The 24,869-nt window shown below is 69.0% G+C and carries 23 protein-coding genes; 7 read left to right on the top strand and 16 right to left on the bottom strand.

All coding sequences use genetic code 11. From position 1 onward, the window contains the following. Positions 1-78: 78 nt before the first annotated feature. Positions 79-1,278, bottom strand: a complete 1,200-nt coding sequence (locus tag F1599_RS23785; RefSeq protein ID WP_150084745.1) for an FAD-dependent oxidoreductase — start codon at positions 1,276-1,278, stop codon at positions 79-81. Positions 1,279-1,616: 338 nt separating this feature from the next. On the opposite strand from F1599_RS23785, the gene F1599_RS23780 reads away from it, so the two are divergent. Genes F1599_RS23780 through F1599_RS23765 form a run of 4 tightly spaced genes read left to right on the top strand, consistent with a single transcriptional unit; the run spans position 1,617 to position 4,968 of the window. Continuing rightward, positions 1,617-2,369: a maleate cis-trans isomerase family protein gene (locus tag F1599_RS23780; protein WP_149318536.1), complete on the top strand. Its 753-nt coding sequence runs from the start codon at positions 1,617-1,619 to the stop codon at positions 2,367-2,369. Positions 2,370-2,381: 12 nt separating this feature from the next. After that, complete coding sequence (locus F1599_RS23775) at positions 2,382-3,212, top strand: alpha/beta fold hydrolase (protein WP_149318537.1); 831 nt, start codon at positions 2,382-2,384, stop codon at positions 3,210-3,212. 42 nt (positions 3,213-3,254) lie between these two features. Continuing rightward, positions 3,255-4,334, top strand: coding sequence for a M29 family metallopeptidase (locus F1599_RS23770; RefSeq protein WP_150084744.1), 1,080 nt, complete (start codon positions 3,255-3,257; stop codon positions 4,332-4,334). 1 nt (position 4,335) lies between these two features. Beyond that, on the top strand, positions 4,336-4,968 hold the full coding sequence (locus F1599_RS23765) for an N-carbamoylsarcosine amidohydrolase (protein ID WP_150084743.1): 633 nt from the start codon (positions 4,336-4,338) through the stop codon (positions 4,966-4,968). 40 nt (positions 4,969-5,008) lie between these two features. Here F1599_RS23765 and F1599_RS23760 read toward each other — a convergent pair whose 3' ends face one another. Next, complete coding sequence (locus F1599_RS23760; RefSeq protein ID WP_150084742.1) at positions 5,009-5,797, bottom strand: TetR/AcrR family transcriptional regulator; 789 nt, start codon at positions 5,795-5,797, stop codon at positions 5,009-5,011. 163 nt (positions 5,798-5,960) lie between these two features. Between F1599_RS23760 and F1599_RS23755 the strand changes: the two genes are divergently transcribed. After that, positions 5,961-8,414 carry a xanthine dehydrogenase family protein molybdopterin-binding subunit gene (locus tag F1599_RS23755; protein WP_150084741.1) on the top strand — a complete coding sequence of 818 codons (2,454 nt, stop codon included), beginning with the start codon at positions 5,961-5,963 and terminating at the stop codon, positions 8,412-8,414. Between the two features lie 63 nt (positions 8,415-8,477). On the opposite strand, the gene F1599_RS23750 is transcribed toward F1599_RS23755, so the two are convergent. Then, a complete protein-coding gene (locus F1599_RS23750; protein WP_149318542.1) occupies positions 8,478-8,972 on the bottom strand; it encodes a MarR family winged helix-turn-helix transcriptional regulator in 495 nt (164 codons plus the stop codon). 245 nt (positions 8,973-9,217) lie between these two features. On the opposite strand from F1599_RS23750, the gene F1599_RS23745 reads away from it, so the two are divergent. Next, a complete protein-coding gene (locus F1599_RS23745) occupies positions 9,218-11,455 on the top strand; it encodes a hybrid sensor histidine kinase/response regulator (protein ID WP_190286445.1) in 2,238 nt (745 codons plus the stop codon). A gap of 54 nt (positions 11,456-11,509) precedes the next feature. On the opposite strand, the gene F1599_RS23740 is transcribed toward F1599_RS23745, so the two are convergent. From F1599_RS23740 to F1599_RS23715, 6 genes are all read right to left on the bottom strand, one after another. After that, positions 11,510-12,226: an ABC transporter ATP-binding protein gene (locus tag F1599_RS23740; RefSeq protein ID WP_149318543.1), complete on the bottom strand. Its 717-nt coding sequence runs from the start codon at positions 12,224-12,226 to the stop codon at positions 11,510-11,512. After that, the gene (locus F1599_RS23735; RefSeq protein WP_149318544.1) at positions 12,223-13,023 is read right to left on the bottom strand and encodes an ABC transporter ATP-binding protein; all 801 of its coding nucleotides are present in this window, start codon (positions 13,021-13,023) and stop codon (positions 12,223-12,225) included. The genes F1599_RS23740 and F1599_RS23735 overlap by 4 nt, the downstream gene beginning before the upstream one ends. Further along, positions 13,020-14,993 carry an ABC transporter permease gene (locus F1599_RS23730; protein ID WP_150084740.1) on the bottom strand — a complete coding sequence of 658 codons (1,974 nt, stop codon included), beginning with the start codon at positions 14,991-14,993 and terminating at the stop codon, positions 13,020-13,022. Before F1599_RS23730 ends, F1599_RS23735 begins: the two co-directional genes overlap by 4 nt. Positions 14,994-15,092: 99 nt before the next feature. Next, positions 15,093-16,271 carry an ABC transporter substrate-binding protein gene (locus F1599_RS23725; protein WP_223819856.1) on the bottom strand — a complete coding sequence of 393 codons (1,179 nt, stop codon included), beginning with the start codon at positions 16,269-16,271 and terminating at the stop codon, positions 15,093-15,095. A 559-nt stretch (positions 16,272-16,830) separates the two neighbouring features. Then, on the bottom strand, positions 16,831-17,346 hold the full coding sequence (locus F1599_RS23720; protein ID WP_150084739.1) for a class IV adenylate cyclase: 516 nt from the start codon (positions 17,344-17,346) through the stop codon (positions 16,831-16,833). A 68-nt stretch (positions 17,347-17,414) separates the two neighbouring features. Beyond that, a complete protein-coding gene (locus tag F1599_RS23715; protein WP_150084738.1) occupies positions 17,415-18,035 on the bottom strand; it encodes a 2-hydroxychromene-2-carboxylate isomerase in 621 nt (206 codons plus the stop codon). A gap of 339 nt (positions 18,036-18,374) precedes the next feature. On the opposite strand from F1599_RS23715, the gene F1599_RS23710 reads away from it, so the two are divergent. Next, positions 18,375-18,560 carry a glycine zipper 2TM domain-containing protein gene (locus tag F1599_RS23710; RefSeq protein WP_053823305.1) on the top strand — a complete coding sequence of 62 codons (186 nt, stop codon included), beginning with the start codon at positions 18,375-18,377 and terminating at the stop codon, positions 18,558-18,560. A gap of 210 nt (positions 18,561-18,770) precedes the next feature. Here the strand turns inward: F1599_RS23710 and F1599_RS23705 are convergent, their stop codons facing one another. The 7 genes from F1599_RS23705 to F1599_RS23675 all read right to left on the bottom strand — a co-directional run bounded on the left by F1599_RS23705 (position 18,771) and on the right by F1599_RS23675 (position 24,858). Then, positions 18,771-19,214, bottom strand: a complete 444-nt coding sequence (locus F1599_RS23705) for a BLUF domain-containing protein (protein ID WP_149318550.1) — start codon at positions 19,212-19,214, stop codon at positions 18,771-18,773. An 11-nt stretch (positions 19,215-19,225) separates the two neighbouring features. Continuing rightward, the gene (folE, locus tag F1599_RS23700) at positions 19,226-19,990 is read right to left on the bottom strand and encodes a GTP cyclohydrolase I (RefSeq protein WP_150084737.1); all 765 of its coding nucleotides are present in this window, start codon (positions 19,988-19,990) and stop codon (positions 19,226-19,228) included. 119 nt (positions 19,991-20,109) lie between these two features. After that, complete coding sequence (locus F1599_RS23695) at positions 20,110-21,399, bottom strand: oxamate carbamoyltransferase subunit AllG family protein (protein WP_150084736.1); 1,290 nt, start codon at positions 21,397-21,399, stop codon at positions 20,110-20,112. Between the two features lie 18 nt (positions 21,400-21,417). After that, complete coding sequence (locus F1599_RS23690) at positions 21,418-22,206, bottom strand: ABC transporter ATP-binding protein (protein ID WP_223819853.1); 789 nt, start codon at positions 22,204-22,206, stop codon at positions 21,418-21,420. After that, positions 22,203-22,997 (bottom strand): ABC transporter ATP-binding protein, encoded by a 795-nt coding sequence (locus F1599_RS23685; RefSeq protein WP_150084735.1) that lies wholly within the window; start codon positions 22,995-22,997, stop codon positions 22,203-22,205. The genes F1599_RS23690 and F1599_RS23685 overlap by 4 nt, the downstream gene beginning before the upstream one ends. Further along, the gene (locus tag F1599_RS23680) at positions 22,997-23,998 is read right to left on the bottom strand and encodes a branched-chain amino acid ABC transporter permease (protein WP_150084734.1); all 1,002 of its coding nucleotides are present in this window, start codon (positions 23,996-23,998) and stop codon (positions 22,997-22,999) included. The genes F1599_RS23685 and F1599_RS23680 overlap by 1 nt, the downstream gene beginning before the upstream one ends. Beyond that, on the bottom strand, positions 23,995-24,858 hold the full coding sequence (locus F1599_RS23675; protein ID WP_150084733.1) for a branched-chain amino acid ABC transporter permease: 864 nt from the start codon (positions 24,856-24,858) through the stop codon (positions 23,995-23,997). Before F1599_RS23675 ends, F1599_RS23680 begins: the two co-directional genes overlap by 4 nt. Between the last annotated feature and the right edge of the window lie 11 nt (positions 24,859-24,869).

The following is a 24,869-nucleotide window of genomic DNA, read 5'->3' as shown; positions in this document are numbered from 1 at the left end:
TTCACGATGGGCATCGCGGGCCGGAGCGCGCCGGCTCGACCGCGCCGGCGGGCCCGAAGACCCGCGCAAGGCCTGCGCTCAGGCCGCGGCGGTGGCGGTGGCCGCGGTGGCCGCGGTGGCCGGGCTGGCGGGCACCGCGGCCGCGGCAGGCTCGACCAGCGGCACCTCGAACACATCGTAGCCGAAGCACCAGTCGGGATTCTCGTTGCTGCGCAGCCAGGTGTTCTCGTGCGAGACCCGTTGCACCTTGCTGGCGCGCTCGGCGCGGTTGGCCTCGTACAACGCAAAGGTCGTGCCGAAGTCGTCGAGCCCGGCTTCGACGAAGCAGCGCGTCAGCATCGCGGCGTCCTCGATCGCCATCGCCGCGCCCTGGGCCATATGCGGCTTCATCGGATGGCAGGCATCGCCCAGCAGCACCAGCCGGCCGCGGCTCCACAGCGGCAGCGGGTCGCGCTCCAGCAGCGGCCACTTGGTGACCTCGACCGTGCCTTCGATCAGCGACTGCACGCCCTGGTGCCAGCCGTCGAACGCGGCGCGCATCTCGTCGATGCTGCTCGGCAGCCAGCTCTTGCTCATGTCCCAGGTCGGCTCGGGCACGCCCGTCACGTAATAGATCTCGTCGAGCTTGCCCGTGTCGAAGTAGACCATCATGTGCCGATCGTCGGACCACCACTTGGTACAGCGGTCGTGCGTGAAGCCCTTGACGCGCGAGATCGGGAACACCGCGCGGTGCGCGATATAGCCGGTGTACTTGGGCGGCTCGGCGCCCAGCAGCGTTTCGCGGATCTTCGAATTGACACCGTCGGCGCCGATCACGATATCGGCCTCCTCGACGGTGCCGTCGGCAAAGCTCAGCCGCACCACATCGCCCAGATCCTCGACCTGGGTCAGCTTCTTGTCGAACAGCAGCGTGCCGGGCGCGACCGCGTCGGTCAGCAGCGCGTGGAAGTCGCCGCGGTGCACGGTCAAGTAGGTGGCGCCGTAATGGGACACCGCGTAGTCACCCAGCGGAATCTGCGCGATCACCTCGCCGGTCTTCCAGTCGCGGCTGTACCAGTAGTCCGGATGGCAGCCCATCGCATTGAGTCCGTCCTCGATGCCGATCCTGCGCATGATCTTCATCACGTTGGGTCCGACATGGATGCCGGCGCCAAGCCGCGAAAACGCCGGGGCCTGTTCATACAGCCTGACGTTGAAGCCCTCACGCTGCAGCAGCGCGGCCGCGGCCGTTCCTCCCAGTCCTGCACCGATCACGGCGATCCGAGGTTTGCCTTGCACGTTTTTCTCCTGGCCATCACTTCCATCAAACACAGTTCGCGCCGGCCGGGGCCAGCGATTGGAATTGAGTGTACACACCATATTTTTTTACGTAAAGGCGGAATGTGGCGACTCGGTGTAATCCCTAGGTATTGAAGTGGACGGAACGCTGCAATGCGCCATATCCGTGAAATCAAGCACCAATTGCGCCTTACGTTCGTTGAGTACTTACTAAAATGGTGCATTCGGCACGGTGCCGGAGATGGTTGTCGTAATACAGTGTGTACACTACAATGACTCGACACACGCAAGACGGCTTGCCGTAACGCGCCCCTCTCTACTGACAAACGGAGTCGACAGTGCAGAAAGTCTTCCGGATCGGCCAGATCGTGCCGAGCTCCAACACCACCATGGAAACCGAGATCCCCGCGATGCTGGCGGCGCGCCAGCTGGTGCGGCCGGAACGCTTTACCTTCCACTCGAGCCGGATGCGGATGAAGACGGTCAAGAAGGAGGAGCTTGCCGCGATGGACGCCGAGTCGGACCGCTGCGCGGTCGAACTCAGCGATGCGCGGGTCGACGTGCTGGGCTACGCCTGCCTGGTGGCGATCATGTCGATGGGGCGCGGCTATCACCGCGTGTCGGAAGAGCGCCTGCAGTCGCGCACCGCCGAGAACGACGGCACCGCACCGGTGGTCACCAGCGCGGGCGCGCTGGTCAATGCGCTGAAGGTGATCGGGGCGAAGCGCATTGCGCTGGTCGCGCCCTATATGAAGCCGCTGACCGAGCTGGTGGTCGACTACATCCGGAACGAGGGCTACGAGGTGGTCGACTGGCGCGCGCTGGAGATTCCGGACAATCTCGAAGTGGGCCGCCACGATCCGAACCGCCTGCCGGCCATCGTCGCGCAGATGAATACGCGCGACGTCGATGCCGTGGTGCTGTCTGCCTGCGTGCAGATGCCTTCGCTGCCGGTGGTCGAGAAGGTCGAAGCGATGACCGGCAAGCCGGTGATCACCGCCGCGATCGCGACCACCTACGCGATGCTCAAGGCGTTGGACCTGGAGGCGGTGGTGCCGGGCGGCGGCACGCTGCTGTCGGGCGCGTACTGAGCGGAGGCCGTCATGACAGCGTCCCTACTCTATGGCGGCAACGTCCTTGCCAACGGCATCCGCCAGCATTACCTGCGCTACGGCGGTCCGGGCGAAGGCCGCGACGCGCGCGACCCGGTCATCGTCGTGCCGGGCATCACCTCCCCTGCGATCACCTGGGGCTTCGTCGGCGAGCGCTTCGGCCGCCAGTTCGATACCTATGTGCTCGATGTACGCGGCCGCGGCCTGTCCGAGGCCGGCGACGCGCTCGACTACAGCCTCGATGCCCAGGCGGCCGACGTGATCGCCTTCGCCGAGGCCCTCGGCCTGCAGCGCTACAGCGTGGTCGGCCACTCGATGGGCGCGCGCATCGGCCTGCGCGCGGCGCGCGCCAGGCCGGCCGGCCTGGTACGGCTGGCGATGATCGACCCGCCGGTATCCGGCCCCGGCCGCCGGCCCTACCCCTCGCAGCTGCCCTGGTATGTCGATTCGATCCGGCTGGCGCGCCGGGGCATCGATGTAGAAGGCATGCGCGCCTTCTGCCCGACCTGGACCGAGGCGCAGCTGCGGCTGCGCGCCGAATGGCTGCATACCTGCGACGAACGCGCGGTGGTGGCCAGCTTCGATGGCTTCCACCAGGACGACGTGCATGCCGACATGCCCCATGTCGCCGTGCCGGCGCTGCTGATGGTCGCGGGCCGCGGCGACGTGATCCGACCCGAGGACGTCGAAGAAATCCGCGGCCTGATGCCGCAGCTGCAGGTCGCGCGCGTGCCAGACGCCGGCCACATGATTCCGTGGGACGACGAGGCCGGGTTCTATCGCGCCTTCGGCGACTTCCTCGGCGCGCCGCTGCAGCCGTGAGCGCACGCCAACCCTCACCGAATCACCGAGCAAGGAGAACGCATGCCGGTAAGCGATCATGATCTGACGCAAGCCTGGAAGCAGGTGCTGACGCTGTCGAAGCTGCAGCCGGGCCAGAGCGTCACCGTGCTGACCAGCGCCGCCACGCATCCGCAGACGATGCGCACCGCGCTGCTGGCGGCCTCGTCGATGGGCGCCATCGTCAACCGGCTGGATCTGCCGCCGGTCAACGCGGAGAAGGCGCTGAGCCGCGATTCGCTGGCCTATCTCGGCACCACGCCGCTGACCGGCAATCCGGCCGCGATCGCCGCGCTCAAGGCCAGCGACCTGGTGCTCGACCTGATGACGCTGCTGTTCTCGCCCGAGCAGCACGAGATCCTCGCCACCGGCACGAAGATCCTGCTGGCGGTCGAGCCGCCCGAGGTGCTGGTGCGGCTGGTGCCGACCGAAGCGGACCGCACGCGCGTGCGCGCCGCCACCGCGCGGCTGTCGCGGGCGCGGGAGATGCATGTCGTCTCCGACGCCGGCACCGACCTGCGCTGCGCGCTCGGCGAATTCCCGGCCATCAGCGAGTACGGCTTCGTCGACGAACCCGGCCGCTGGGACCACTGGCCGAGCGGCTTCGTGCTGACCTGGCCCAACGAGGGCGGCACCAACGGCCGCATCGTGCTCGACCGCGGCGACATCCTGCTGCCGATGAAGTCCTATCTGCAGGCGCCGATCGATGTCACGGTCGAGAACGGCTATGTCACGTCGATCGACGGCGAGCTCGACGCCGAGCTGCTGGCCGATTACATGGCCTCGTTCAACGACCCCGAGGCCTATGCGATGTCGCACATCGGCTGGGGCCTGCAGCCGCGCGCGCGCTGGTCCACGCTGGCGATGTACGACCGCGAGGCCACCATCGGCATGGACGCGCGCGCCTACGAGGGCAACTTCCTGTGCTCGTTCGGCCCGAACAACGAGGCCGGCGGCAGCCGCACCACCGCCTGCCACATCGACATTCCGGTACGCCATTGCACCGTCCGCCTCGATGGCGAGACGGTGGTGGAGCGCGGCCGCGTGATGGACGGCGGCGCGCCGGTGCAGCATGCATTCGACTATCGAAACGACGGAGCCTGACATGCAGGATGAAGTGTCGACGTACCAGCGCCAGGGCTTTGGCGCGACCATGGAGATCGCCGCGCCGTTCGGCCTGCTGATCATCGACTTCGTCAACGGCTTTGCCGATCCGGCGGTCTTTGGCGGCGGCAATATCCCGCAGGCGATCGCCAACACCGGGCCGCTGCTGGCCGCGGCGCGCGAACAGCGCTGGCCGATCGCGCATACGCGCATCGTCTTTGCCGACGACGATGCCGACCGCAATGTCTTCACGCAGAAGGTGCCGGGCATGCTGACGCTGAAGGAGGCCAGCCACAACAGCGCGATCGTGCCCGAGCTGACGCCGCGCGACGGCGAGCTGGTGGTGCGCAAGACCGTGCCGTCGGCGTTCTTCGGCACGTCGCTGGCGGCCTGGCTGGCGCACCGCGGCGTGCGCACGCTGCTGGTGGCCGGCTGCGTGACCAGCGGCTGCGTGCGCGCCAGCGTGGTCGATGCGATGTCGCACGGCTTCCGCCCGCTGGTGCTGTCCGACTGCGTCGGCGATCGCGCGCTGGGCCCGCATCAGGCCAATCTGTTCGATATGGAGCAGAAGTACGCGACCGTGATGCCGCGCGACGAAGCGCTGGGCGCGATCGCCGCGGCGCAGGATCGTTAAGGCTTCGACAGACCGCCGGAGACCGCCGATGCGTCCCGCTTCAACCGGCCGCCGCCACGCGGGCGTTCTGCGCGGTCTTGCCCACGGTCTTGCGCACCGGCTTGCGCGCGGACCTGGCGGGGCGGGATGCCGCGGCCGGCTCGGCCGCCGTCGCCTGCTCCGCCGCAATGGCGGGCCGGCAGACCGCGTTGAGCACGGTGTGCTGCATCACCTCGCGCCAGTGCTCCAGCGCGGGCTTGCTCATCATCGGCTCGCCGAGGAACGCGCTCAGCGTATGGTGGTTGGAGTTGTAGAAGTAGCCCAGCGAGGCGATCACCAGATAGATGTCGCGGGCGCGCACCTCGGGCCGGAACTGGCCGCTGGCCTTGCCGCGCTCGAGCACGCCGTCGAGCACCGACAGCGCATAGCTCGAGATTTCCTTGAGCCGGCCGGACTTCTTCGCATGCCGGCCCTGGCTGATATTCTCGCTGGTCAGGATCGCGACGAACTCGGGGTGGTCCAGGTAGTAGTGCCAGACGAAATCGGTCAGCTGCATCAGCGCGCGCACCGGATTGTCCGGATCGAGCTCCAGCGCCTGCTCGGCCTCGTTCAGCTGCATGTAGATGGTCTCGAGCACTTCGACGAACAGCTTTTCCTTGCTGCCGAAGTAGTAGTAGATCATCCGGTCGTAGGTCTTGGCGAGCGACGAGATGCGCTCGACCCGTCCACCGTCGTAGCCGCGCTCGGCGAACACCTTGATGGCGGCCTTCAGGATCTTGGCGCGCGTATCCTGGGCTTGCCGGGCCCGCGTGCCGGCCGCTGCCCTGGTTCTTGCCGTCGCGGTGGTCATGTCGTCGGTTGCGAGGATCTGGCGTTGCGAAGCTGCCAGTATAACTGTCGAAGGTGCCCGCGGCCGCACGCCTTGCAGGCCATGCGGGGCGATCCATGCAAGGCGATGCGAGAGCACTGCGGCGCCATCGCGGCGCGGCCGCCATCGAAGGAAAACGAACGAAATGCCGATGCACGACGATGACTCTCCGCGCGCCCTGAGGGCGGCGCTGTCGCAGGCCCGCGGCGTGCTGCTGATCACGCGCGCCCCGCAGGCCGCGCCCAAACCCGCGCCCGGCCAGCCCGGGGCGGCATCCGACTATGTGCCGGCGCTGCCGGATGTCTTCGTCGCCGTGCAAGCGGACGGCGAGGTGCTGGCCTTCAATGGCCACGTCGATCTCGGCACGGGCATCCGCACCGCGCTCGCGCAGATCGTCGCCGAGGAACTGGACGTGCCGCTCGCTTCGGTGCGCATGGTGCTCGGGCATACCGATGCCACGCCGAACCAGGGCCCGACCATCGCCAGCGCGACCATCCAGATTTCCGCGCAGCCGCTGCGCCGGGCCGCGGCGCAGGCGCGCGCCTTCCTGCTGGCGCGCGCCGCCGAGCGCCTTGGCGTGGCGGCCGACGGCCTGGTCGTGGACGCGGGCCGCGTTCGCGTCCGTCCATCGGACAGCCATACGCCCGCCGAAACCGGCCTGTCCTACGGGGCCCTGCTCGGCGACGACCACATCGAACTGCCGCTGGCCGACGAGGTCGCGCTCAAGCCGGCCAGCGCCTATCGCGTGGTCGGCAAGGCCGCGCCGCGCGTCGATATTCCGGGCAAGGCCACCGGTGCGCTGACCTTCGTCCATGACGTGCGCGTGCCCGGCATGCTGCATGGGCGCGTGATCCGTCCCCCGTATGCGGGACGCGATGCCGGCGACTTCGTCGGCCGCAGCCTGATTTCGGTAAATCGGGACTCGATCCGCAACGTGCCGGGCGTGGTCGATGTCGTGACGATCGGCGATTTCGTCGGCGTGGTCGCGCAGCGCGAGGAGCAGGCGATCGAAGCGGCGCGCCGGCTGCGCGTGCATTGGCGCGCCGCGCCGCCATTGCCGCCGCTGGACGATCCCGAGCCCGCGCTGCGGGCCAATCCCGCCAAACGGCGCGAGCTGCGCGCGCAGGGCGATGTCGATCTTGCCCGGGAGCAGGCCGCCACCACGCTGCAGCGCAGCTATGTATGGCCCTACCAGATGCACGCGTCGATCGGGCCGTCCTGCGGTGTGGCCCACTGGCGCAACGAAGGGCGCAACGAAGGGCGCGACGATGGGCGCAACGAAGGCCGCAACGAAGAGCGGGACGACGACGGACGCAACGAAGAGCGCGAAGAACGGCACGAAGAACGGCACAACGATGCGGACGGCAGCGCGCTGACGGTCTGGTCCGGCACGCAGAACCCCCATGTGCTGCGCATCGACCTGTCGCGCCTGACCGGGCTGGACGAAAGCCGGATCGAGATCGTGCGGATGGAGGCGGCCGGCTGCTATGGCCGCAACTGCGCGGACGACGTCTGCGCCGACGCCGTGCTGCTGTCCCGCGCGGTGGGCCGGCCGGTGCGCGTGCAGCTGTCGCGCGAGCAGGAACATCTGTGGGAGCCCAAGGGCGCGGCGCAGCTGATGGACGTGCAGGGCTCGCTTGGCGCCGATGGCGCGCTGCTGGGCTACGACTTCGTCAGCCGCTATCCGTCCAACGACGCGCCGACGCTGGCGCTGCTGCTGACCGGCAGGATCGACCCGGCGCCGCGGATGCTGGAAATGGGCGACCGCACCGCGGTGCCGCCCTACGACTACGCGCATACGCACATCGCCTGCGACGATACGCCGGCCATCGTCCGCGCCGCGTGGCTGCGCGGGGTATCGGCGCTGCCGAATACCTTCGCGCACGAGTCCTTTATCGACGAGCTGGCGCACGAGGCGGGCGCGGACCCGCTGGCCTTCCGGCTGCGGCATCTTGCCGACGAACGTGCGGCGGACTTGCTGCGCGCGGTCGCCAACGAAGCCGGCTGGCGCGAGGGCGAACGCGGGACACGCGGCATCCCCGCTGCCGACGGCAGGCTGCGCGGCCGCGGCATCGCCTATGCCCGCTATATCCACAGCAAGTTTCCCGGCTTCGGCGCGGCCTGGTCGGCGTGGGTCGTCGATCTGGAGGTCGAGCCGGACAGCGGCAGCATCCGCGTGCTGCGCGTGGTGGTCGGCCAGGACACCGGCATGATGGTCAACCCCGACGGCGTCCGCCATCAGGTTCATGGCAATGTGGTGCAGACCCTCAGCCGCTCGTTGAAGGAGCAGGTGCGCTTCCACGCGGACGGCGTCGCGAGCCGCGAATGGGGCAGCTATCCGCTGCTGACCTTCCCCGAGCTGCCGCCGATTTCGGTGGTGCTGATGCCGCGCCAGCACGAGGCGCCGCTTGGCGCCGGCGAGTCCGCCTCGCTGCCGGGCGCGCCGGCGCTGGCCAATGCGCTGTTCGACGCCACCGGCCTGCGGCTGCGGCGGCCGCCGTTCACGCCGGAATCGGTGCGCGCGGCGCTGGCCGACGCCGCAGGGAAATCGTCGCCCGCGCGAATGCGGGGACCCGGTGTCTCCGCCCTTGCCGGCTGAAGCAGCGGCTGCATTACCGCGCTCGCGGGAACGGCAGCCTTTGCGTTCGCGTTCGAGTTGGTGCTACGCCCCCGGCTCGCGCTCGTCGAACTCGCTCATCTTCTTGAGCAGATAGGTGATCGCGACGCGTTCGGCCGGGTTCAGGTCGCCGAAGGTCTGCTCGGTGATCTGGTGCGCGAAGGGAATCGTCTGGTCGATCAGCGCCAGTCCGGCGGGCGTGACGGTGACCACCACCTTGCGCCGGTCGCTGGGGTCATGCGACACCGCGATCAGCTCGCGCGCCTTCAGCCGCTCGATGATGCCGCGCACCGTGGCCTGGTCGATCGCCGTGGCGCGCACGATCTCGCTGAGCGAGCACGATTGCCGCTCCTTGACCGCGCACAGCACGACGAACTGCGCCGCGGTCAGCTGCGAATCGGGAATGGTCTGCTGGAAGATCGCGACATGCCGCTGATAGGCCCGCCGCAACAGGTGGCCGACCTGGTCGGTGAAATCGTACGAAGGGACCGGCGTCTTGTTCTTGTTGGATGACGAGGTGGACACTTTGCGTGGCGGCATCGGTAGGAGTGTTGCGCAGAGTATATCGGGCACGGCGTCGATACGGGGCCTTCGCCGCCGCTTTCAGCGCTGCCTTCGCCGGCATTTCCTGGGCTGGTTCGCGGGCGGTTCGGGTCCGATGCGCGGCCGGTCCGCGTCCAATCCGCGTCCGGTTCACGGCAATAGGCGTGCGATTTGACGGCCTGCCGGCGCGCGCGCAGTATCATGGGGCCTTCCGCACGGCGCAGCGCGCCCACATCGCTTCTATGTCAGCCGTCATCCCGGGGCATCTGGCCAGGCCCGAGCCCTCCCACATGGTCCGCTTCTACGACGAGGATTCGATCCTTCTGGCGGACGTGCGCGAGTTCGCCGACGAGGCCCTGCGCTGCGGCGGCAGTGCGATCCTGATCGCCACCGAAGAACACCTGGACGCCCTGCTGCCGCTGTTGCGCGGGCTCGGCCCCGGACGCGACGACCGACCGTGGTACACCGGCAATCTGGTCGCACTGCCGGCGCAGGCGACGCTGGACCGTTTCATGGTCGACGGCTGGCCGGACGAGCAGCGCTTTCTGGCAAGTGTGGGGGAGCTGGTCGCCACCGAAGCGCGGCGTGCTCCGCCGCTGCACGCCTTCGGCGAGATGGTAGCGCTGCTGTGCGAGCAGGGCAGGCACGACGCCGCGCTGCGGCTAGAGGAACTGTGGAACGACCTGATCCGGCGCCACGGCTTCAAGCTGCTGTGCGCGTATCCGCATCGCGTGTTCGACAGCGACGAGCAGGCGCGGCACTTTCGCTGCGTCTGCGACGTCCACACCCACTTCTACGCCACCGCGGCCGGCAAGCCGCCGGAGATCGAGGACAACGCCCTGCGCGCCGCGGTATGGCAGCAGAAGGCGCTGGCGCTGGAGAACGAGGTCAAGCGCCTGCGCGAGGCCGAAGCCACGTTGCGCCGGCGCGAGATCGAGCTGACCGACTTTCTGGACAACGCCGCCGAGGGGGTGCACCGCGTGGCGGCGGACGGCACCATCCTGTGGGCCAACCAGGCCGAGCTGCAGATGCTCGGCTATCGCTACGACGAGTATGTGGGCCGCCCAATCACCGACTTTCACGTCGACGCCCCGGTCATCGAACACATCCTCGACAGCCTGAAGGCGGGCGAGACGCTGTACGACCAGCCGGCCAGGCTGCGCTGCAAGGACGGCAGCATCAAACCCGTGCTGATCCACTCGAACGGCTGCTTCGAGGACGGCAAGCTGCGCTATACGCGCTGCTTCACGCGCGACGCCAGCGACCGCGTCGCGCGCGAGATCGCCGAGCAGCAGCGCGAACGCCTGCTGCGCGAACTGGAGCGCGCCAGCCAGGCCAAGGACGAATTCCTGGCCATGCTGGGGCACGAGCTGCGCAATCCGCTGTCGCCGATCGTCACCGCGCTGCAACTGATGCGCATGCGCGGCTCCACCGAGACCCAGCGCGAGCGGGCCATCATCGAGCGCCAGGTCGATCATCTGGTGCGGCTGATCGACGATCTGCTCGACGTCTCGCGCATCACGCGCGGCAATATCGAACTGAAGGTCGAGACGGTGCAGCTCGTCGACGTGCTGACCAAGGCCGTCGAGATGGCAAGCCGGCTGCTGGAGCAGCGCAGCCATCGGCTGACCGTCGATGTCGACCGCACGCTGGTCTGGCAGGGCGACCCCGTGCGGCTCGCGCAGGCAGTGGCCAATCTGCTGACCAATGCCGCGCGCTATACCGATATCGGCGGCGAGATCCTGCTGTCGGCACGGCGCGACGATCAAGGCGGAGACGACATCGGCAGCGGCAGCGGCAGCGGCGAGAGCGCCGACGGCACCATCGTGATCCAGGTGCGCGACAACGGCATCGGCATCGCCGCCGAGATGCTGCCCCATCTGTTCGACCTGTTCTATCAGGGGCCGCGCAAGATCGACCGCCCGGAGGGCGGGCTCGGCATCGGCCTGGCGCTGGTCAAGAATCTGGTCGAGTTGCACGGCGGCAGCGTCACGGCGACCAGCGAAGGACCCGGTCACGGCAGCGAATTCACGATCCGGCTGCCCGCGCACGCCAGCGCCGCACTGGTCGCCGCTGCGCACCGCGAGGAACCTGCCGCCGTGGTGGCCCCCGGCGATGCGCGCCGCGTGCTGCTGGTCGACGACAACGTCGATTCGGTACAGGCGCTGGCGCAGCTGTTGACGGCCTACGGCCACCATGTGCAGGTCGCCTACGACCCGGTTTCCGCGCTGCGTATCGTCGAACGCTTCGCCCCTGATGTCGCGGTGCTCGACATCGGGCTGCCGGTGATGGACGGTTACGAGCTGGTACGCCGGCTGCGCGAAGCGCTCGGCGAGCACCCCTGCCGCTTCGTCGCGCTGACCGGCTACGGGCAGGAGACCGACCGCGATCGCAGCAAGGCCGCCGGCTTCGGCCAGCATCTGGTCAAGCCGGTCAGCCCCGATGCGCTGCTGCGCCTGATCGAGGACACCGGCCGCTGAGACGCGGCGGCGCGCTTCCCGGCGCGCTTGCCAGCGCGCCTGTCGACTCGCTCCCTACACCGCCAGGTAGTCGCGCCGCACCGCGTCGTTGGCCGCCAGTTCCGCCATGGTGCCGTGATAGCGGATGTGGCCGTTCTCCAGCACATAGGCGCGATCGCTGACCAGTTCGGCGAAATGCAGGTTCTGCTCCGACAGCAGGATCGACATGCCCTCGCGCTTGAGCGCCAGGATCATGTTGGCCATCTGCTCGACGATCACCGGCGCCACGCCCTCGGACGGCTCGTCGAGCAGCACCAGATAGGGATTGCCCATCAGCGTGCGCGACACCGTCAGCATCTGCTGCTCGCCGCCGCTCATCTGGCCGCCCGGACGGTGCGGCATCTCGCCGAGATTGGGAAACAGCGAGAACAGCTTCTGCGGCGTCCATTCGACCGCATCGGGGCGCGGCGGCTGCTTGCCGATCTCGAGGTTCTCCATCACCGTCAGGTCGGTGAAGATGCGCCGGTCCTCGGGCACGAAGCCCATGCCCATGCGGCTGATCTGGTACGGCTTGGCACGCGCCAGGTCGCGGCCGCGGAAGCGGATGCTGCCGTGCGCGCGGTCGAGCAGCCCCATCAGCGCCTTCATCGTGGTCGACTTGCCGGCGCCGTTGCGGCCCATCAGCGCGACCACCTCGCCCCGCCGCACTTCGAGGCCGACATCGAACAGGATGTGCGCGCGGCCATAGAAGGCGTTCAGGCCGCTGACTTCCAACAGCATGTCGGCGTTCATGCCGAGCCCTCCTGCGTCTGTGCCGGGCGGCGCTGTCCCGCCTGGCTTTCGAAGGTCTTGCCGGTGCCGAAATACACCTCGCGCACCTTCGGATCGTTGCGGATCGCCTCGCCATCGCCCTCGGCGATCAGCTGCCCGCGCGCCAGCACGATCATCCGGTCCGCATAGGCGAACACGACGTCCATGCTGTGCTCGGTAAACAGCACCGACAACTGGTGCCGCACGACCAGCTGCCTGGTCAGCGCCATCAGCGCGCGGCGTTCCTCCGGCGCCATGCCTGCGGTCGGCTCATCCATCAGCAGCAGCCGGGGCCGGTTGGCCAGCGCGATCGCGAGTTCGACGCGCTTGACGTCGCCGTAGGCCAGCACGCCGCAGGCGCGCTCGGCCTGGCTCGCCATGCCGACCTGCTCGAGCAGCGCCATCGCCTCCTCCCGATGGTGCTCGCGCACCGGGCGCCACAGCTGGAACAGCTTGCGCTCGCGCGACAGGATCGCCATCTGCACGTTCTCGACCACCGTCATCGAGCCGAAGGTCGCGGCGATCTGGAAGGTCCGGCCGACGCCGAGCCGCCAGATGTCGCGCGGCCGCATGCCGGCGATCTCGTGCCCGTCGAAGCGGATCGAGCCCTGGTCCGGCTTCAGCTGGCCGTTCAGCATGTTGAAGCAGGTCGATTTGCCGGCGCCGTTCGGGCCGAGCAGCGCCAGCAGCTGGCCGGCGGGCAGGTCGAACGACACGTCGCTGACCGCCTTGACGCCGCCGAACGCCTTGCCCAGATGTCTGACTTGCAGCAGCGTCATGCCGGCTCCTTCAGCGAGGGGGATTGCCAGGACGAGGGGGACGCGCCGGCCACCCCCGCACCGCCGGCCGCCGGCTCGGCTACGGCCGGGTCCGTCTCGCGCCCGAAGCGCTTGCGCAGCGAACCGACGATGCCCGCCGGGAACAGGATCACCAGCAGCAGCATGGTCGCGCCCAGCAGCGCGCGCCAGTAATCGGTTTCGCGCGCGATGGTGTCCTGCAGCCAGGTGAACACCGACGCGCCGACCAGCGGCCCCGCCAGCGTCTGCACGCCGCCAAGCAGCACCATCACCAGGCCGTCGACCGAGCGGCCGACGCTGATCGCGTCCGGCGAGATGCTGCCCTTCGAGTAGGCGAACAGCACGCCCGCCATGCCGCAGAACAGGCCCGCGATGGCGAACGCCACCCACTGCACGCGCTTGACGTCGATGCCGATCGCCTCGGCACGCAGCGCCGCGTCGCGGCCGGCCCGCATCGCGTAGCCGAACGGGGCGAACAGCACGCGCCGCAGCGCCAGCACGCACAGGCAGCACAGCCCCATGGTCAGGTAGTAGAACGCGGTCGGTGACGACAGCCAGCCGGCTGGCCACACGCCCAGCAGCCCGTTGCTGCCGCCGGTAAAGCCGTCCCATTGATAGATGACGGACCAGACGATCTGCGCGAAGGCCAGCGTCAGCATCGCCAGATAGGTGCCCGACAGCCGCACGCAGAACCAGCCGAACACCACCGCGCCAATGCAGGCGACCAGCGGCCCCAGCAGCAGCGTGGCCTCCATCGGCAGCTGCCATTTGGTCAGCAGCAGCGCGGCGGCATACGCGCCGAGGCCAAAGTAGGCGGCATGGCCGAACGAATGCAGGCCGCCAGGCCCCATGATGAAGTGCAGGCTGGCGGCGAACAGCACAGCGATCAGGATCTCGACCAGCAGCACGGTCAGGTACGGATAGGCCGGCGCCAGCACCGGCACCAGCAGCAGCGCCGCGACGGTCAGCGCGCCGGCGAGCTTGACCGCCTTGCCGGGCGCGCGCAGCGGCGCCTCCAGCTCGGCGCCATTGCGCGACGGCGCCTGCGGCTTGCCCAGCAGTCCCCATGGCCGCACCACCAGGATCACCGCCATCACCAGGAACTCGACCACCAGCGTCATCTTGGTCAGCGCGATCTCGACGCCGCCAAACGACACCGTGCCGAGCGCGATGCACAGCGCCTTGATCTCGGCGATCAGCAGCGCCGCGAGGAAGGCGCCGGGAATCGAGCCCATGCCGCCGACCACGACGACGACGAAGGCGTTGCCGATGGTCTCCAGATCCAGTGCCAGGTTGGCCGGGACACGCGGACCCTGCAGCGCGCCGGCCAGTCCGGCAAGGAAGCAGCCCAGCGCGAACACGCCGGTGAACAGCCAGGCCTGATTGATGCCGAGGGCGCCGACCATCTCGCGATCCTGCGTCGCCGCGCGCAGCAGCGTGCCCCAGCGCGTGCGCGTCAGCAGCAGCCACAGCAGGCCGAGCACCAGTGGGCCGATCGCGATCAGCACCAGGTCGTATTGCGGGAAGCGCTGGCCCAGTATCTCCACCGCGCCGCTCAGGCCCGGGGCGCGCGGGCCGAACAGGTCTTCCGGTCCCCAGACGAACAGCGCCGCATCCTTGATCACCAGCACCAGCGCGAAGGTCGCCAGCAGCTGGAACAGCTCCGGCGCCTGATAGATGCGCCGCAGGATCACGCATTCGACCAGCGCGCCGATCGCGGCGACCAGCAGCGCCGACACCAGCACGCCGCCCCAGAAACCGGCGGCGGTTTCGCCGATGCGGCTGACCACCGTGTACGACAGATAGATGCCCAGCATGAAGAACGAGCCGTGCGCGAAATTGACGATGCGAGTGACGCCGAAGATCAGCGACAGCCCGGCGGCCACCAGGAACATCGTCGAGGCTTCGGCCAGGCCGTTCAGCAGCTGGACCAGCAAGCTTGTCAGTGTCATGTGTCGACTCCAGCCGGGACGCGCCGGCCTTATTGCATTGGCCTTATTTGCACCGGCCTGTTGCATCGGCCCGATTGCGTCGGCGTGGTTGCATCGCCGTTATTGCGCCGGCCGCATCGCCTTCACTTCGGCGTCGCTCGGCTGGACCTTGGCGCCGTCCACATAGACGAACGAGGTCATCACGCCCTTGCCGTCGCGCACGCCGGTGCGGCCGACGTAGGCGCCCATCGTCGATTGATGGTCCTGCGGACGGTAGACGATCTGCCCCATCGGCGTGTCGACGCGCAGGCCGGAGAACGCGGCGGCCAGCTTGTCGCTGTCGGTGGTGCCGGCCTTCTGCAGCCCGGCCGCGATCGACTTGACCGCGGCGTAGCCGACCACCGAGCCGACGCGCGGCGTGTCGTTGAACTTCTTGCGGTAGGCCTCGACGAACTTCTTGTTCTCGGGCGTATCGATCGCGTACCACGGGTAGCCGGTGACCACCCAGTTCTTCGGCGCCTCGCCGCGCAGCGGATCGAGGTATTCGGGCTCGCCGGTCAGCAGCGACACGACCTCGCGCCCCTCGAACAGGCCGCGCGTATTGCCCTCGCGCACGAACTTGCCGAGGTCGGCGGCGAACAGCACGTTGAAGATCGCATCGGGCTTGGCATCCGCCAGCGCCTGCACCACCGAGCCGGCGTCGACCTTGCCCAGCGGCGGCGCCTGCTCGGCAACGAACTCGACATCGGGCTGCGCCTGCTTCAGCAGCTTCTTGAAGGTCGCGACCGCCGACTGGCCGTACTCGTAATTCGGATAGACGATGGCCCAGCGCTTCTTCTTCAGCTTGGCCGCCTCGGGCACCAGCATCGCGACCTGCATATAGGTCGACGGGCGCAGCCGGTAGGTGTACTGGTTGCCGTTCTGCCAGACGATCTTGTCGGTCAGCGGCTCGGCGGCGAGGAAGAACACGCGCCGCTGCTTGGCGTAGTCGGTCAGCGCCAATCCGGTGTTGGACAGGAAGCCGCCGAACAGCAGCGCCACGCGCTCGCGCGCCACCAGTTCCTCGGCCACCCGCACCGAGTCGCCGGGATTGCCGTTATCGTCGCGCGATACCACCTCCAGCTTCTTGCCGAGCACCCCGCCCGCCGCATTGACCTCGTCCACCGCCATTTCCCAGCCGCGCTTGTACGGCTCGAGGAACGCCGGCTGCGCCTTGTAGCTGTTGATCTCGCCGATCTTGATGGTGTTCTGCGCCAGCGCCGCGGCGCTGCCGAGCAGCGCCGACACGGTGACTGCCATGGCAGCGGTGGCGCGGCGCAGTCGTCGTTGGGGGCGGATTCGGTTGTGCATCGTTCTTCCTTTGCTGAAGCGAGTCGCCGGTTGGCGGAGATGGACGGTGGAACGGCAAGGCGCGCCGGCGCAGGCCCGGCACAGGGACGGCACAGCGCTGGTGCGTGGCGCCCCGCCCGGGCGGTGCGCCGCGCACTGTTTTCATTCAGGATTCACTACATACATCGCAGCGGCCGGTTTGACGCAAGGAACGGGCCAGCGGCTGCCCACGCCGAACCGTGCAAGCATGCCACGGCAAGCGGCTTCGCGCTCGTTCCGCGGCGGATACGTCCGGCCGCGGCGCGGCGTGGTGCTTCCGGGCCCCGCCATTGATGTAGTGTTTACCGAATGGACGTTCAGTATGTACTACATCAAAGCGGGTGGAAATCAGGGTGTTCACGGGAATGGCACCGGCGGGGAGGCGGTGCGGCGCGGGAGATCGGCGAACAAGGCAGGCAGCGACGCAGTCGGCGAGGAAGGGCAGGAGAGCGGCGCGGCAATCAAGCCCTCTGCGAGAAGCCGGGCGGGATCAGCCCCTTGCGCGCAGCAGATCGACATAGGCGGTCGGCACCAGCCGGCTGGCGTCGATGCCCAGCTTGCCCAGCAGCGCGTGCGCCTCGGCCACGCCGTGCTCGGGCGCTTCGCCGTCGCGCAGCACCACCTCCAGTTCGAGGAAGTCCCCCAGTCCCTCGACGCGGTCCAGATGCACGCGGGTGCGGCCGATCAGGTAGAGGATGCGGGCCTTGCGCACGCGCCCGGCCTCACCGTAGGCGGCCGACAGCGCGGCGCGCAACTGGTCCGGCTCGGCGGTCGGCACGATCTGGTAGTGGCTGGGCTTGGGACCGCTGTCGTCGGCGCGGCGATAGAAGATCAGCTCGCCCCGTCCCGAGGGAAACGCGCGCAGCTTGAGGCGGCCGTTGCCGCAATGGAAGAAGGTGTCGTCCTGTTGCAGCAGCTCGGGACCGTGATCGGCCAGTTCGGCCGCGAGGGGCGCCAGGGCGTCGCGGTCGTCGACGCGGGCCTTGATTTCGATATTGGTCGGCATGGGGCGACGATGGTAGCACGCGTGCCCCGCGTATCCACCGTGCCCAGCCCGCCCCGCCCCCCACTCGCTCAGGCGTTCGCGGGCTTCCCGATGGCCAGCGCCAGCGCGTCTTCCAGCCGGTCGTTGCCCCAGAACATCTGCTCGCCGACGAAGAAGGTCGGCGCGCCGAAGATGCCGCGGTGCAGCGCCCGTTCGGTCTGCGCGCGCAGCGCCTCCTTGTTCTGCCGCAGCACCGCGGCGGACAGCAGCGCGTCGGCCGGCAGACCCAGTTCGGCCAGGGCCTCGCCGACCGCCTCGGGATTGTCGATATCGCGGTCCTCGGCGAAATTCATCCGCATGATGCGGCGGCAATAGGCGCCGATCCAGGGCTCCTCGGCGCCGAGCAGCGCCACGCGCATCGGCAGCAGCGCCCGGCGCGGGAACTGGCTCGGCTGCCGCCATGGCAGGCCGTATTTGGCGCACTGGCGGGCGGCGTCGATCATCGCGTAGGCGCCCTTGGCGCGCTGCACCACGAAGGGCGAGCCTTCCCAGCCATGTGCGGCGAACACCGGGCCGAGCAGGAAGGGCTTCCACGCCAGCGCGACGCCGTGCCGGGCGGCCAGCGGCTCGATCCGCATCGCGCTCAGGTAGCTGTAGTTGCTGCCGAACTCGAACCAGAACTCCAGGGCGGGTGGGGGCGCGGCCGACATCGTGTCTCCTCGTGGGGCGCTGCAGCGACGCCACGATGATCGCGCGGAGTCCCGGTGCCGCTCAAGCGCGGCCTCGGCATGGCGGGCATGCCGGCGCGGCATGCGGCAGCGCACAAGCGAGGCACAAGCGAGGCACAGGCAGTGGCGCCAAGCGGGGCACAAGCGCGGCGCAGGCAGGGGCGCCAGCGGGGCACGAGCGCGGCGCCGGCTGTGACACGGCCGCCGCCCGGGGTGTCGTCCCTTTCCTACAGGCAATTCAGCCCGGGGCCGAATCGACGCCGCGCCGGCCGGGCCTAAGCTGGACGCATCAGGCGGCAACACGCCGCTCAGGAGATCATCATGTGGAAGCTGATAGCGACGCTCGTTGCGGCGGGCGCGATGACCATCTCGATGCAGGGCTGTACGCTGGGCGGCGCGGTCGCCGGCGGCGCAATCGGCCACGAGGTCAGTGACGGCAGCCCGTGGGGCACCATCGGCGGCGCAGCGGTCGGCGGTTATATCGGCCACGAGCTCGGCAAGGACTGACGGCCTGGCCGGCGCGTCACCGGCGCATCACCGGCGCATGACTGGCGTATGACCCGCGCCTGATCGGCGCTGGCGGGCCGCCCTGCCTTCGCGCGGCGGCCTGATTCACCCTCGCTGGCCGTCGATGGTCGGCGACCCTTCGGTGGTCAGCGATCCCGCGACGGCCACCACCGACCGCTCGGCGGCCATCGAACCCTAAACGGCAACGGTTCAATAACGCGGCCGTTCCGCGCTGCGCGCCACCACCGCATTCCCGGCGATCAATTCGCCCAGCAGCGCCAGCGAGGCGCGGCCGCTGGTGCGGTACGGATCGAACTCCGCCCGCGGGAAATACTTCAGCAGCGTGGCGGTATTGATGCGGCAGGTATCGACCAGCCCCATCGCCCAGCCGGCAAATTCCCGCTCGGCGATTTCCTCGTAGTGCAGCAGCACCACGTCCTCGTGCCGCGGGTCCTGTGCGATCCGGTGATAGAGCGCCGACACCTCGGCGCGGGCGCCCTCCAGGGCCTGCAGGAACACACCGTTGCCGTAGCACAGCACCCCGGTGATGCCTTGCGGCGGATTGCGCTCGATGCTGGTGGCGACGATGGTATCGACCAGATCCTCGTCGGCGGGCTGGCGGGCGCGGCTCGCGTAAAGCAGACGAACTAGCATGATGGCCTCCTTCAGCCGCGGTTCAGATTGAGCAGGGTCAGGAATTCGCGCCGCAGGCTGTCGTTCTTCAGGAAGGAGCCGCGCATCACGCTGTTGGTCATCTTGGCGTCGGTATCGCGCACGCCGCGCCAGTGCATGCAGAAGTGCTCGGCCTCCATCACGATGGCCAGGCCGTCCGGATTCATCTTCTGCTGCAGCAGGTCCGCCATCTGGCTGACTGCTTCTTCCTGGATCTGCGGCCGGCACATGATCCATTCGGCCAGCCGCGCATATTTGGACAGGCCGATCAGGTTCGAGTGCTGGTTCGGCATGACGCCCACCCACAGCTTGCCGATGATCGGACACAGGTGGTGCGAACACGCGCTGCGCACGCGGATCGGACCGACGATCATCAGCTCGCTGAGCTGCTCGACATTGGGAAATTCCGTCACGCTCGGCGCATGCACATAGCGGCCGGCGAAAATTTCCTTCAGGTACATCTTGGCGACGCGGCGCGCGGTCTCCTGCGTGTTGTGATCGTTGTCGATATCGATCACCAGGCTGCGCAGCACGTCGGCCAGCCGGTTCTCGACCTCCTTCGACAACTGGTCGAGCTCGCCCGGCTCGATGAAGCGCGAGATATTGTCGTTGGCGTGGAAGCGCTGGCGCGCGGCGAGAAGCCGGGCGCGGATGCGCTCCGACACCGGTTGCTCGACGACGTGGCCGCGCGCGTCGGCCACGACGGGCGTCGAGGCGCCGGCTGCTTGCCGTTTCGGAGCGGAATCGCTGGTGGTCATGCCGTTTCCCGAGTTGAAGGACATTGGCCCGACTATAGGGGGACGGCACAGTGGCGGCAAGCGCAGGGACCAACCCGGCGCTGCGTGGCGAAATCGGCGCCCGCAATGGCCCGGCGGCGTCAGGCCTCGCCGGCCGCTGCCGCGATGTCCCGCGCGGCCTGCGCGAACAGGGTCGCGGGCGGCACGAACAGCCCGCGGCCGAGCAGGCCCCGTTCCCCGGCGGCATCGATCATGGCGATCGCGGTCAGCGGCTCGCAACCCGCGGCGACGCGTGCGGCATCGAGGCCCACGGCCAGCCCTTGCGGCGCCAGGCCCGGATGCCGGCCCGCCAGCAGGGTTCCGGACCGCTTGCGCCAGTCGGCCGGCAACCATGGCGCCAGCACGGTGGCGATCTCCGGCGCTCCGGTCAATGCCTGCCCGCCACAGCCCAACACATCGATGACGCCGCTGTCGCCGATTACCGGCGAGGCGGTGGCCGCGGCCGCCGATGCGTTCAGCGGCGGCCCGACCGGTGCGGCGGCAGCCGCGGTATGCCATCGATGCGGCTGGCCAGCCAGCCGGATGCCAGCCTGCTGCCCATTGCCGGCCAGCGCCACGACGAGGGTCGACGCCGCGTCGCGGCCGCCATCGGCGGCGCGTTCGAGCATCAGGTGGCAGGCCGCCATCCAAAGCGTCAGGAAAAACAGCGGCGTCTGGCGCAGCATCTGCGCCAGCGCGTACGCGTCTGCTTCGCCGGTGGCGTCGGCCGCCACGTCGGGAAGGGTGTCCAGCGCCGGGATCAGCCGCTCGCACAGGGCCGCGTTGGCCACGACGGTACGCGCATGCAGATCGTCGCCACCGGCCAGTCCCGCCGCCGCCAGCGGCAGCAGGGGCAGCGGCCCGGCGGCCAGCACGGCGCTCAGCCGGCGCGCCAGCGGGCCATCGCGCCACGCCAGCCTGGGCAGGATCGCGGGATCCCGGCTGCCGAAGCGCAACTGCGGCCCCGCGCCGCTGCCCAGCAGCGACCACGCCCGGGCACGCGGGCAGTACGCGGCTGGAGCCGCGACGTCGGCGACCTCCACCAGCGCCGAGGAAGGCGAAATCAACGCGGCCAGCGGCGTGACGGCGCCGAAGTCCTGCGCCGGCCGCAACGCAATGCGCCCGGATGCAATCGCGCGCTCGGCCGCCATCGCATCGCTCGCCCAGCCCTCGTGCAGGCAGCACAGCACGGCCGAAGCGAGCAGCGGTGCCGGCGGCCGGCACGGGTCCGTCAGCGGCGGGCCGGCGTGCAGCAGGGTGTGGTGCTCCAGACCGAGCGCCTCGCGCGCGGGTCTTACGGCCGTCCACGCGGGTTGCACCGAGACGAGCCGCGCCAGCACGCGCGCATTGGCGGCGCGGCGGTCCGCTTCATTGGCATCGATCGCGTCCATTGCCATTCTCATGCCGCCTCACATCCCCATATAGGCCTGGCGCACACGGGGATCGTCGGCCAGCACGCGCGTGTCGCCTGCAAGCGAGATGCGTCCGGTCTCGACCACGTTTGCATGGCGGGCCAGCTCGAACGCCGTCAGCACATCCTGCTCGACCAGCAGGATGGTCAGCCCCGCGCGGTTGATCTGCAGCAGCGCCTCGCCCAGGTTCTCGACCGCACGCGGGGCCAGCCCCAGCGACAGCTCGTCGATCATCAGCAGTTGCGGGCGCGACATGATGCCGCGACCGATCGCGCACATCTGCTGCTCGCCGCCGGACAGCGTGGTGGCATCCTGCTTCTGGCGCGTCTTCAGGATCGGAAACATGGTGAAGACGAAGTCGAGGTCTGCCTCGATGTCGGCGCGGCTGTCGCTGCGCAGATACGCGCCAAGCAGCAGGTTGTCGCGTATCGACAGGCCGCGGAACAGCCGCCGCCCTTCGGGCACATGCGCGACGCCGGCGCGCAGCATCGCGTCGGGACTGGCGCCGGTCATGTCCTTGCCGGCAAACGCGAGTCGCCCGCCCGAGGGCTTGACCATGCCGGAGATCGTCCGCAGCAGCGTGGACTTGCCGGCGCCGTTGGAGCCGACGATGCAGGTGATCTCGCCGGCCGGCACCTGCAGGTCGATGCCCCACAGCACCTGCACGTCGCCGTAGCCGGCGCGCAGCCCGGCAATCTCCAGCAGCGGCGTGTTGAGGGGCGCGGCGGCGCCGGCGGGCGCGGCACTGGTGCGAGCGCCCATGGCGACGCGGGTTTGGACGTTCATCGGTGGACCTCCGTGGTGGTGTCCGCCGCCGGCGTCGCGGCTACGCCATGCGCCGCCTGGCGCGCGGCAAACTTGCTGCCCAGATAGGCCTCCACCACGCGCGCGTCGCGGATCACGGCCTGCGGCTCGCCCTGCGCGATCAGTTCGCCCTGATGCAGCACCAGGATGCGCTGGCTCAGGGACATCACGACCTTCATCAGATGTTCGATCAGCAGGATGGTGACGCCGCGCGCCGCGATCGCGCGCATCAACGCCAGCGCCTGGTCGATCTCGGCGCTGTTCAGCCCCGCGTTGACCTCGTCGAGCAGCAGCAGGCGCGGCCGCATCGCCAGGCTTTTGGCCAGTTCCAGCCGCTTGCGCGACGGCAGCGTCAGCGCGGTGGCCGGGCGCCGCGCCTCGTGCGCGAGGCCGACGAATTCGAGATGGTCCATCGCGTCGCGCTCGGCCTGCGCCAGGCTCGCCGCGTGGCCCGCGAACAGCGCGCCGGCGCAGACGTTCTCGAGCACCGTCATCTGCGGAAACGGCTGCACGATCTGGAAGGTCCGCGCCAGGCCGCTGCGGGCCGCCTGCCACGGCCGCTGCGCGGTCACGTCCCGGCCGCGGAACACCACCGAGCCGCCGTCGGCGCGCACCACGCCGGTGATCAGATTGACCAGCGTGGTCTTGCCCGCGCCGTTCGGTCCGATCAGTCCGACGATCTCGCCTTCCTCCAGCGCGAAGCTGACCTCGCGGGTCGCATGCAACCCGCCGAAATGCTTGTCCAGTGCCTGGACCTCCAGCAGCTTGCCCATCAGCGCACCTCCGTCGCGGTGGCGCGGCCGGCGCGCGCCCAGGCGGCCGATCGGATGCGTGCCAGCCCGCGCCGATAGTCGATCTTCAGCAGGCCGCCCGGCAGGAAGAAGATCAGCAGCACGATCACCACGCCGAGGATCGCCTGGTGGTAGTCGAGAAAGCGCGCCCAGATGGTTTCCTCCATCAGCACGAAGGCGGTGGCGCCGACCAGCGGCCCGTACACTGTGCCAAGTCCTCCCAGCATCGCCATCACGGGCACCTTCAGCGTCAGCAGGATGCCGAACGCGTCGGTCGGCGCGATATACGAGACCCACGACGCGTAGATGGCGCCGACGGTGCCGCAATAGACGGCCGACAGTGTGTAGGCCGCGGTCTTGTAGCGGTTGGTGTCGATGCCAACCATATCGGCGGCCTCCTCGTTCTGGCTGATGCAGCGCAGGCCGAAGCCGAGCCGCGAGCGCTCGACCGCCAGCGTGGTGGCCCACGCGCACAGCATCACCGCCAGCATCGCGTACAGGAAGACACGGCCGGCGAAGTCCGGGCCGCCGCCGAGGATGCGGATATTGAGCCCGTCACCGCCGCCGGTCACATCGACCCACAGCGAGGCGACCATGCGCAGCACCTCGACCAGCGTGATCGACCCGATCGCGAAGTAATGGCCCTTCATCCGCAGGATTGCGCCGCCAAGCAACGCGGCGAACAGGCTGACGAACACGGTCGCGCCCAGCCAGGCGAGCACCATCGGCACGCCCGCGTTCTGCAGCAGGCCGCCGACATAGCTGCCCAGGCCGACAAAGGCCGCGGTGGAGAACGACGGATAGCCGGCATAGCCGCCGATGAAGTTCCACGACAGCGCCAGCGCGCCGTACATGCAGACGAACGTGGCGAGCCGCACGAAGTAGTTGTCGGCCAGGAACGGCATCGCGGCCAGCAACAGCACGCCGCCGGCGAACAGCAGATGCGCGCCGCGCGCGGGGAAGCGGGAACGGTTGGCGTTCATTGGTACCCTCGCTTGCCGATCAGCCCGGTGGGCCGCGTCATCAACAGCACCAGCATCAGCAGCGAGCCGACCAGGATCGCGCTCTGCGCCCCCAGGAAGTTGCCCGCCACACTCTCGATCAGCCCCAGTGCGAGGCCGCCGACCAGCGCGCCCGGCACCGTGCCGAGCCCGCCGATCACGCAGATCACGAAGGCCTTGCCGAGCAGCAGCCCGGTGATATTGGTGGTGATCGGGAACACCACCGACATCAGCACGCCGCAGGCGCCGGCCATCAGCGCGCCGATGCCGAACGTGATCGCGTAGACGCGGCCCACGCGAATGCCCATCAGCGTGGCGGCATCACGGTCCATCCGCACCGCGACGATCGCGCGGCCGATGCGCGAGCTGCGCAGCACCAGATAGAGCACGCCGGTCATCGCCAGCGCCAGCAGCATCGCCAGCAGCCGGTCGTTCGGCACGATCACGCCGTTCAGGTCCAGCCGCCCAAGGTCCAGCGAAATCCGGCGCGGCGTCGCGTCGAACCACACGTTCATCAGGTTGTAGAGGATCATGTCCAGGCCGAAGGTCAGCGTCAGCGTGGTCAGCACCGGCTGCGACACGACCCGGTTGACCAGCCCGTACTGCAGCAGGAAGCCGAGCAGGAACAATCCCACCGATACCACCAGCAGCATCACGAAGGGACTGACCTGCCAGTGCAGCCACGCGAAGTAGGCCAGATAGCCCCCCAGCACGATGAACGACCCGTGCAGCATGTTGATCACGTTCAGCACGCCCCAGACCAGCGAAAAGCCGACGGCGATGCAGGCGTACAGCGCGCCCAGCATCAGGCCGTTGACGACGATTTGTGCGTAGAGACTCATGGCGGTGGCTT

Origin of the sequence: Cupriavidus cauae (genome assembly GCF_008632125.1) — a bacterium.
GTDB classification, from domain to species: domain Bacteria; phylum Pseudomonadota; class Gammaproteobacteria; order Burkholderiales; family Burkholderiaceae; genus Cupriavidus; species Cupriavidus cauae.
Note: the sequence above shows the minus strand (reverse complement) of the source record. Positions and strands in the feature narration are given on the sequence as shown.

Coding starts and splice junctions, on each gene's coding strand:
- F1599_RS23720 (WP_150084739.1), bottom strand. CDS start 17,346: ATGCCGACCAATATCGAAATCAAGGCCCGCGTCGACGACCGCGACGCC.
- F1599_RS23705 (WP_149318550.1), bottom strand. CDS start 19,214: ATGCTAGTTCGTCTGCTTTACGCGAGCCGCGCCCGCCAGCCCGCCGAC.
- F1599_RS23730 (WP_150084740.1), bottom strand. CDS start 14,993: ATGACACTGACAAGCTTGCTGGTCCAGCTGCTGAACGGCCTGGCCGAA.
- F1599_RS23775 (WP_149318537.1), top strand. CDS start 2,382: ATGACAGCGTCCCTACTCTATGGCGGCAACGTCCTTGCCAACGGCATC.
- F1599_RS23725 (WP_223819856.1), bottom strand. CDS start 16,271: ATGGCAGTCACCGTGTCGGCGCTGCTCGGCAGCGCCGCGGCGCTGGCG.
- folE (WP_150084737.1), bottom strand. CDS start 19,990: ATGACCACCAGCGATTCCGCTCCGAAACGGCAAGCAGCCGGCGCCTCG.
- F1599_RS23750 (WP_149318542.1), bottom strand. CDS start 8,972: ATGCCGCCACGCAAAGTGTCCACCTCGTCATCCAACAAGAACAAGACG.
- F1599_RS23770 (WP_150084744.1), top strand. CDS start 3,255: ATGCCGGTAAGCGATCATGATCTGACGCAAGCCTGGAAGCAGGTGCTG.
- F1599_RS23745 (WP_190286445.1), top strand. CDS start 9,218: ATGTCAGCCGTCATCCCGGGGCATCTGGCCAGGCCCGAGCCCTCCCAC.
- F1599_RS23680 (WP_150084734.1), bottom strand. CDS start 23,998: ATGAACGCCAACCGTTCCCGCTTCCCCGCGCGCGGCGCGCATCTGCTG.
- F1599_RS23735 (WP_149318544.1), bottom strand. CDS start 13,023: ATGACGCTGCTGCAAGTCAGACATCTGGGCAAGGCGTTCGGCGGCGTC.
- F1599_RS23690 (WP_223819853.1), bottom strand. CDS start 22,206: ATGAACGTCCAAACCCGCGTCGCCATGGGCGCTCGCACCAGTGCCGCG.
- F1599_RS23755 (WP_150084741.1), top strand. CDS start 5,961: ATGCCGATGCACGACGATGACTCTCCGCGCGCCCTGAGGGCGGCGCTG.
- F1599_RS23685 (WP_150084735.1), bottom strand. CDS start 22,997: ATGGGCAAGCTGCTGGAGGTCCAGGCACTGGACAAGCATTTCGGCGGG.
- F1599_RS23695 (WP_150084736.1), bottom strand. CDS start 21,399: ATGGACGCGATCGATGCCAATGAAGCGGACCGCCGCGCCGCCAATGCG.
- F1599_RS23710 (WP_053823305.1), top strand. CDS start 18,375: ATGTGGAAGCTGATAGCGACGCTCGTTGCGGCGGGCGCGATGACCATC.
- F1599_RS23765 (WP_150084743.1), top strand. CDS start 4,336: ATGCAGGATGAAGTGTCGACGTACCAGCGCCAGGGCTTTGGCGCGACC.
- F1599_RS23740 (WP_149318543.1), bottom strand. CDS start 12,226: ATGAACGCCGACATGCTGTTGGAAGTCAGCGGCCTGAACGCCTTCTAT.
- F1599_RS23715 (WP_150084738.1), bottom strand. CDS start 18,035: ATGTCGGCCGCGCCCCCACCCGCCCTGGAGTTCTGGTTCGAGTTCGGC.
- F1599_RS23675 (WP_150084733.1), bottom strand. CDS start 24,858: ATGAGTCTCTACGCACAAATCGTCGTCAACGGCCTGATGCTGGGCGCG.
- F1599_RS23760 (WP_150084742.1), bottom strand. CDS start 5,797: ATGACCACCGCGACGGCAAGAACCAGGGCAGCGGCCGGCACGCGGGCC.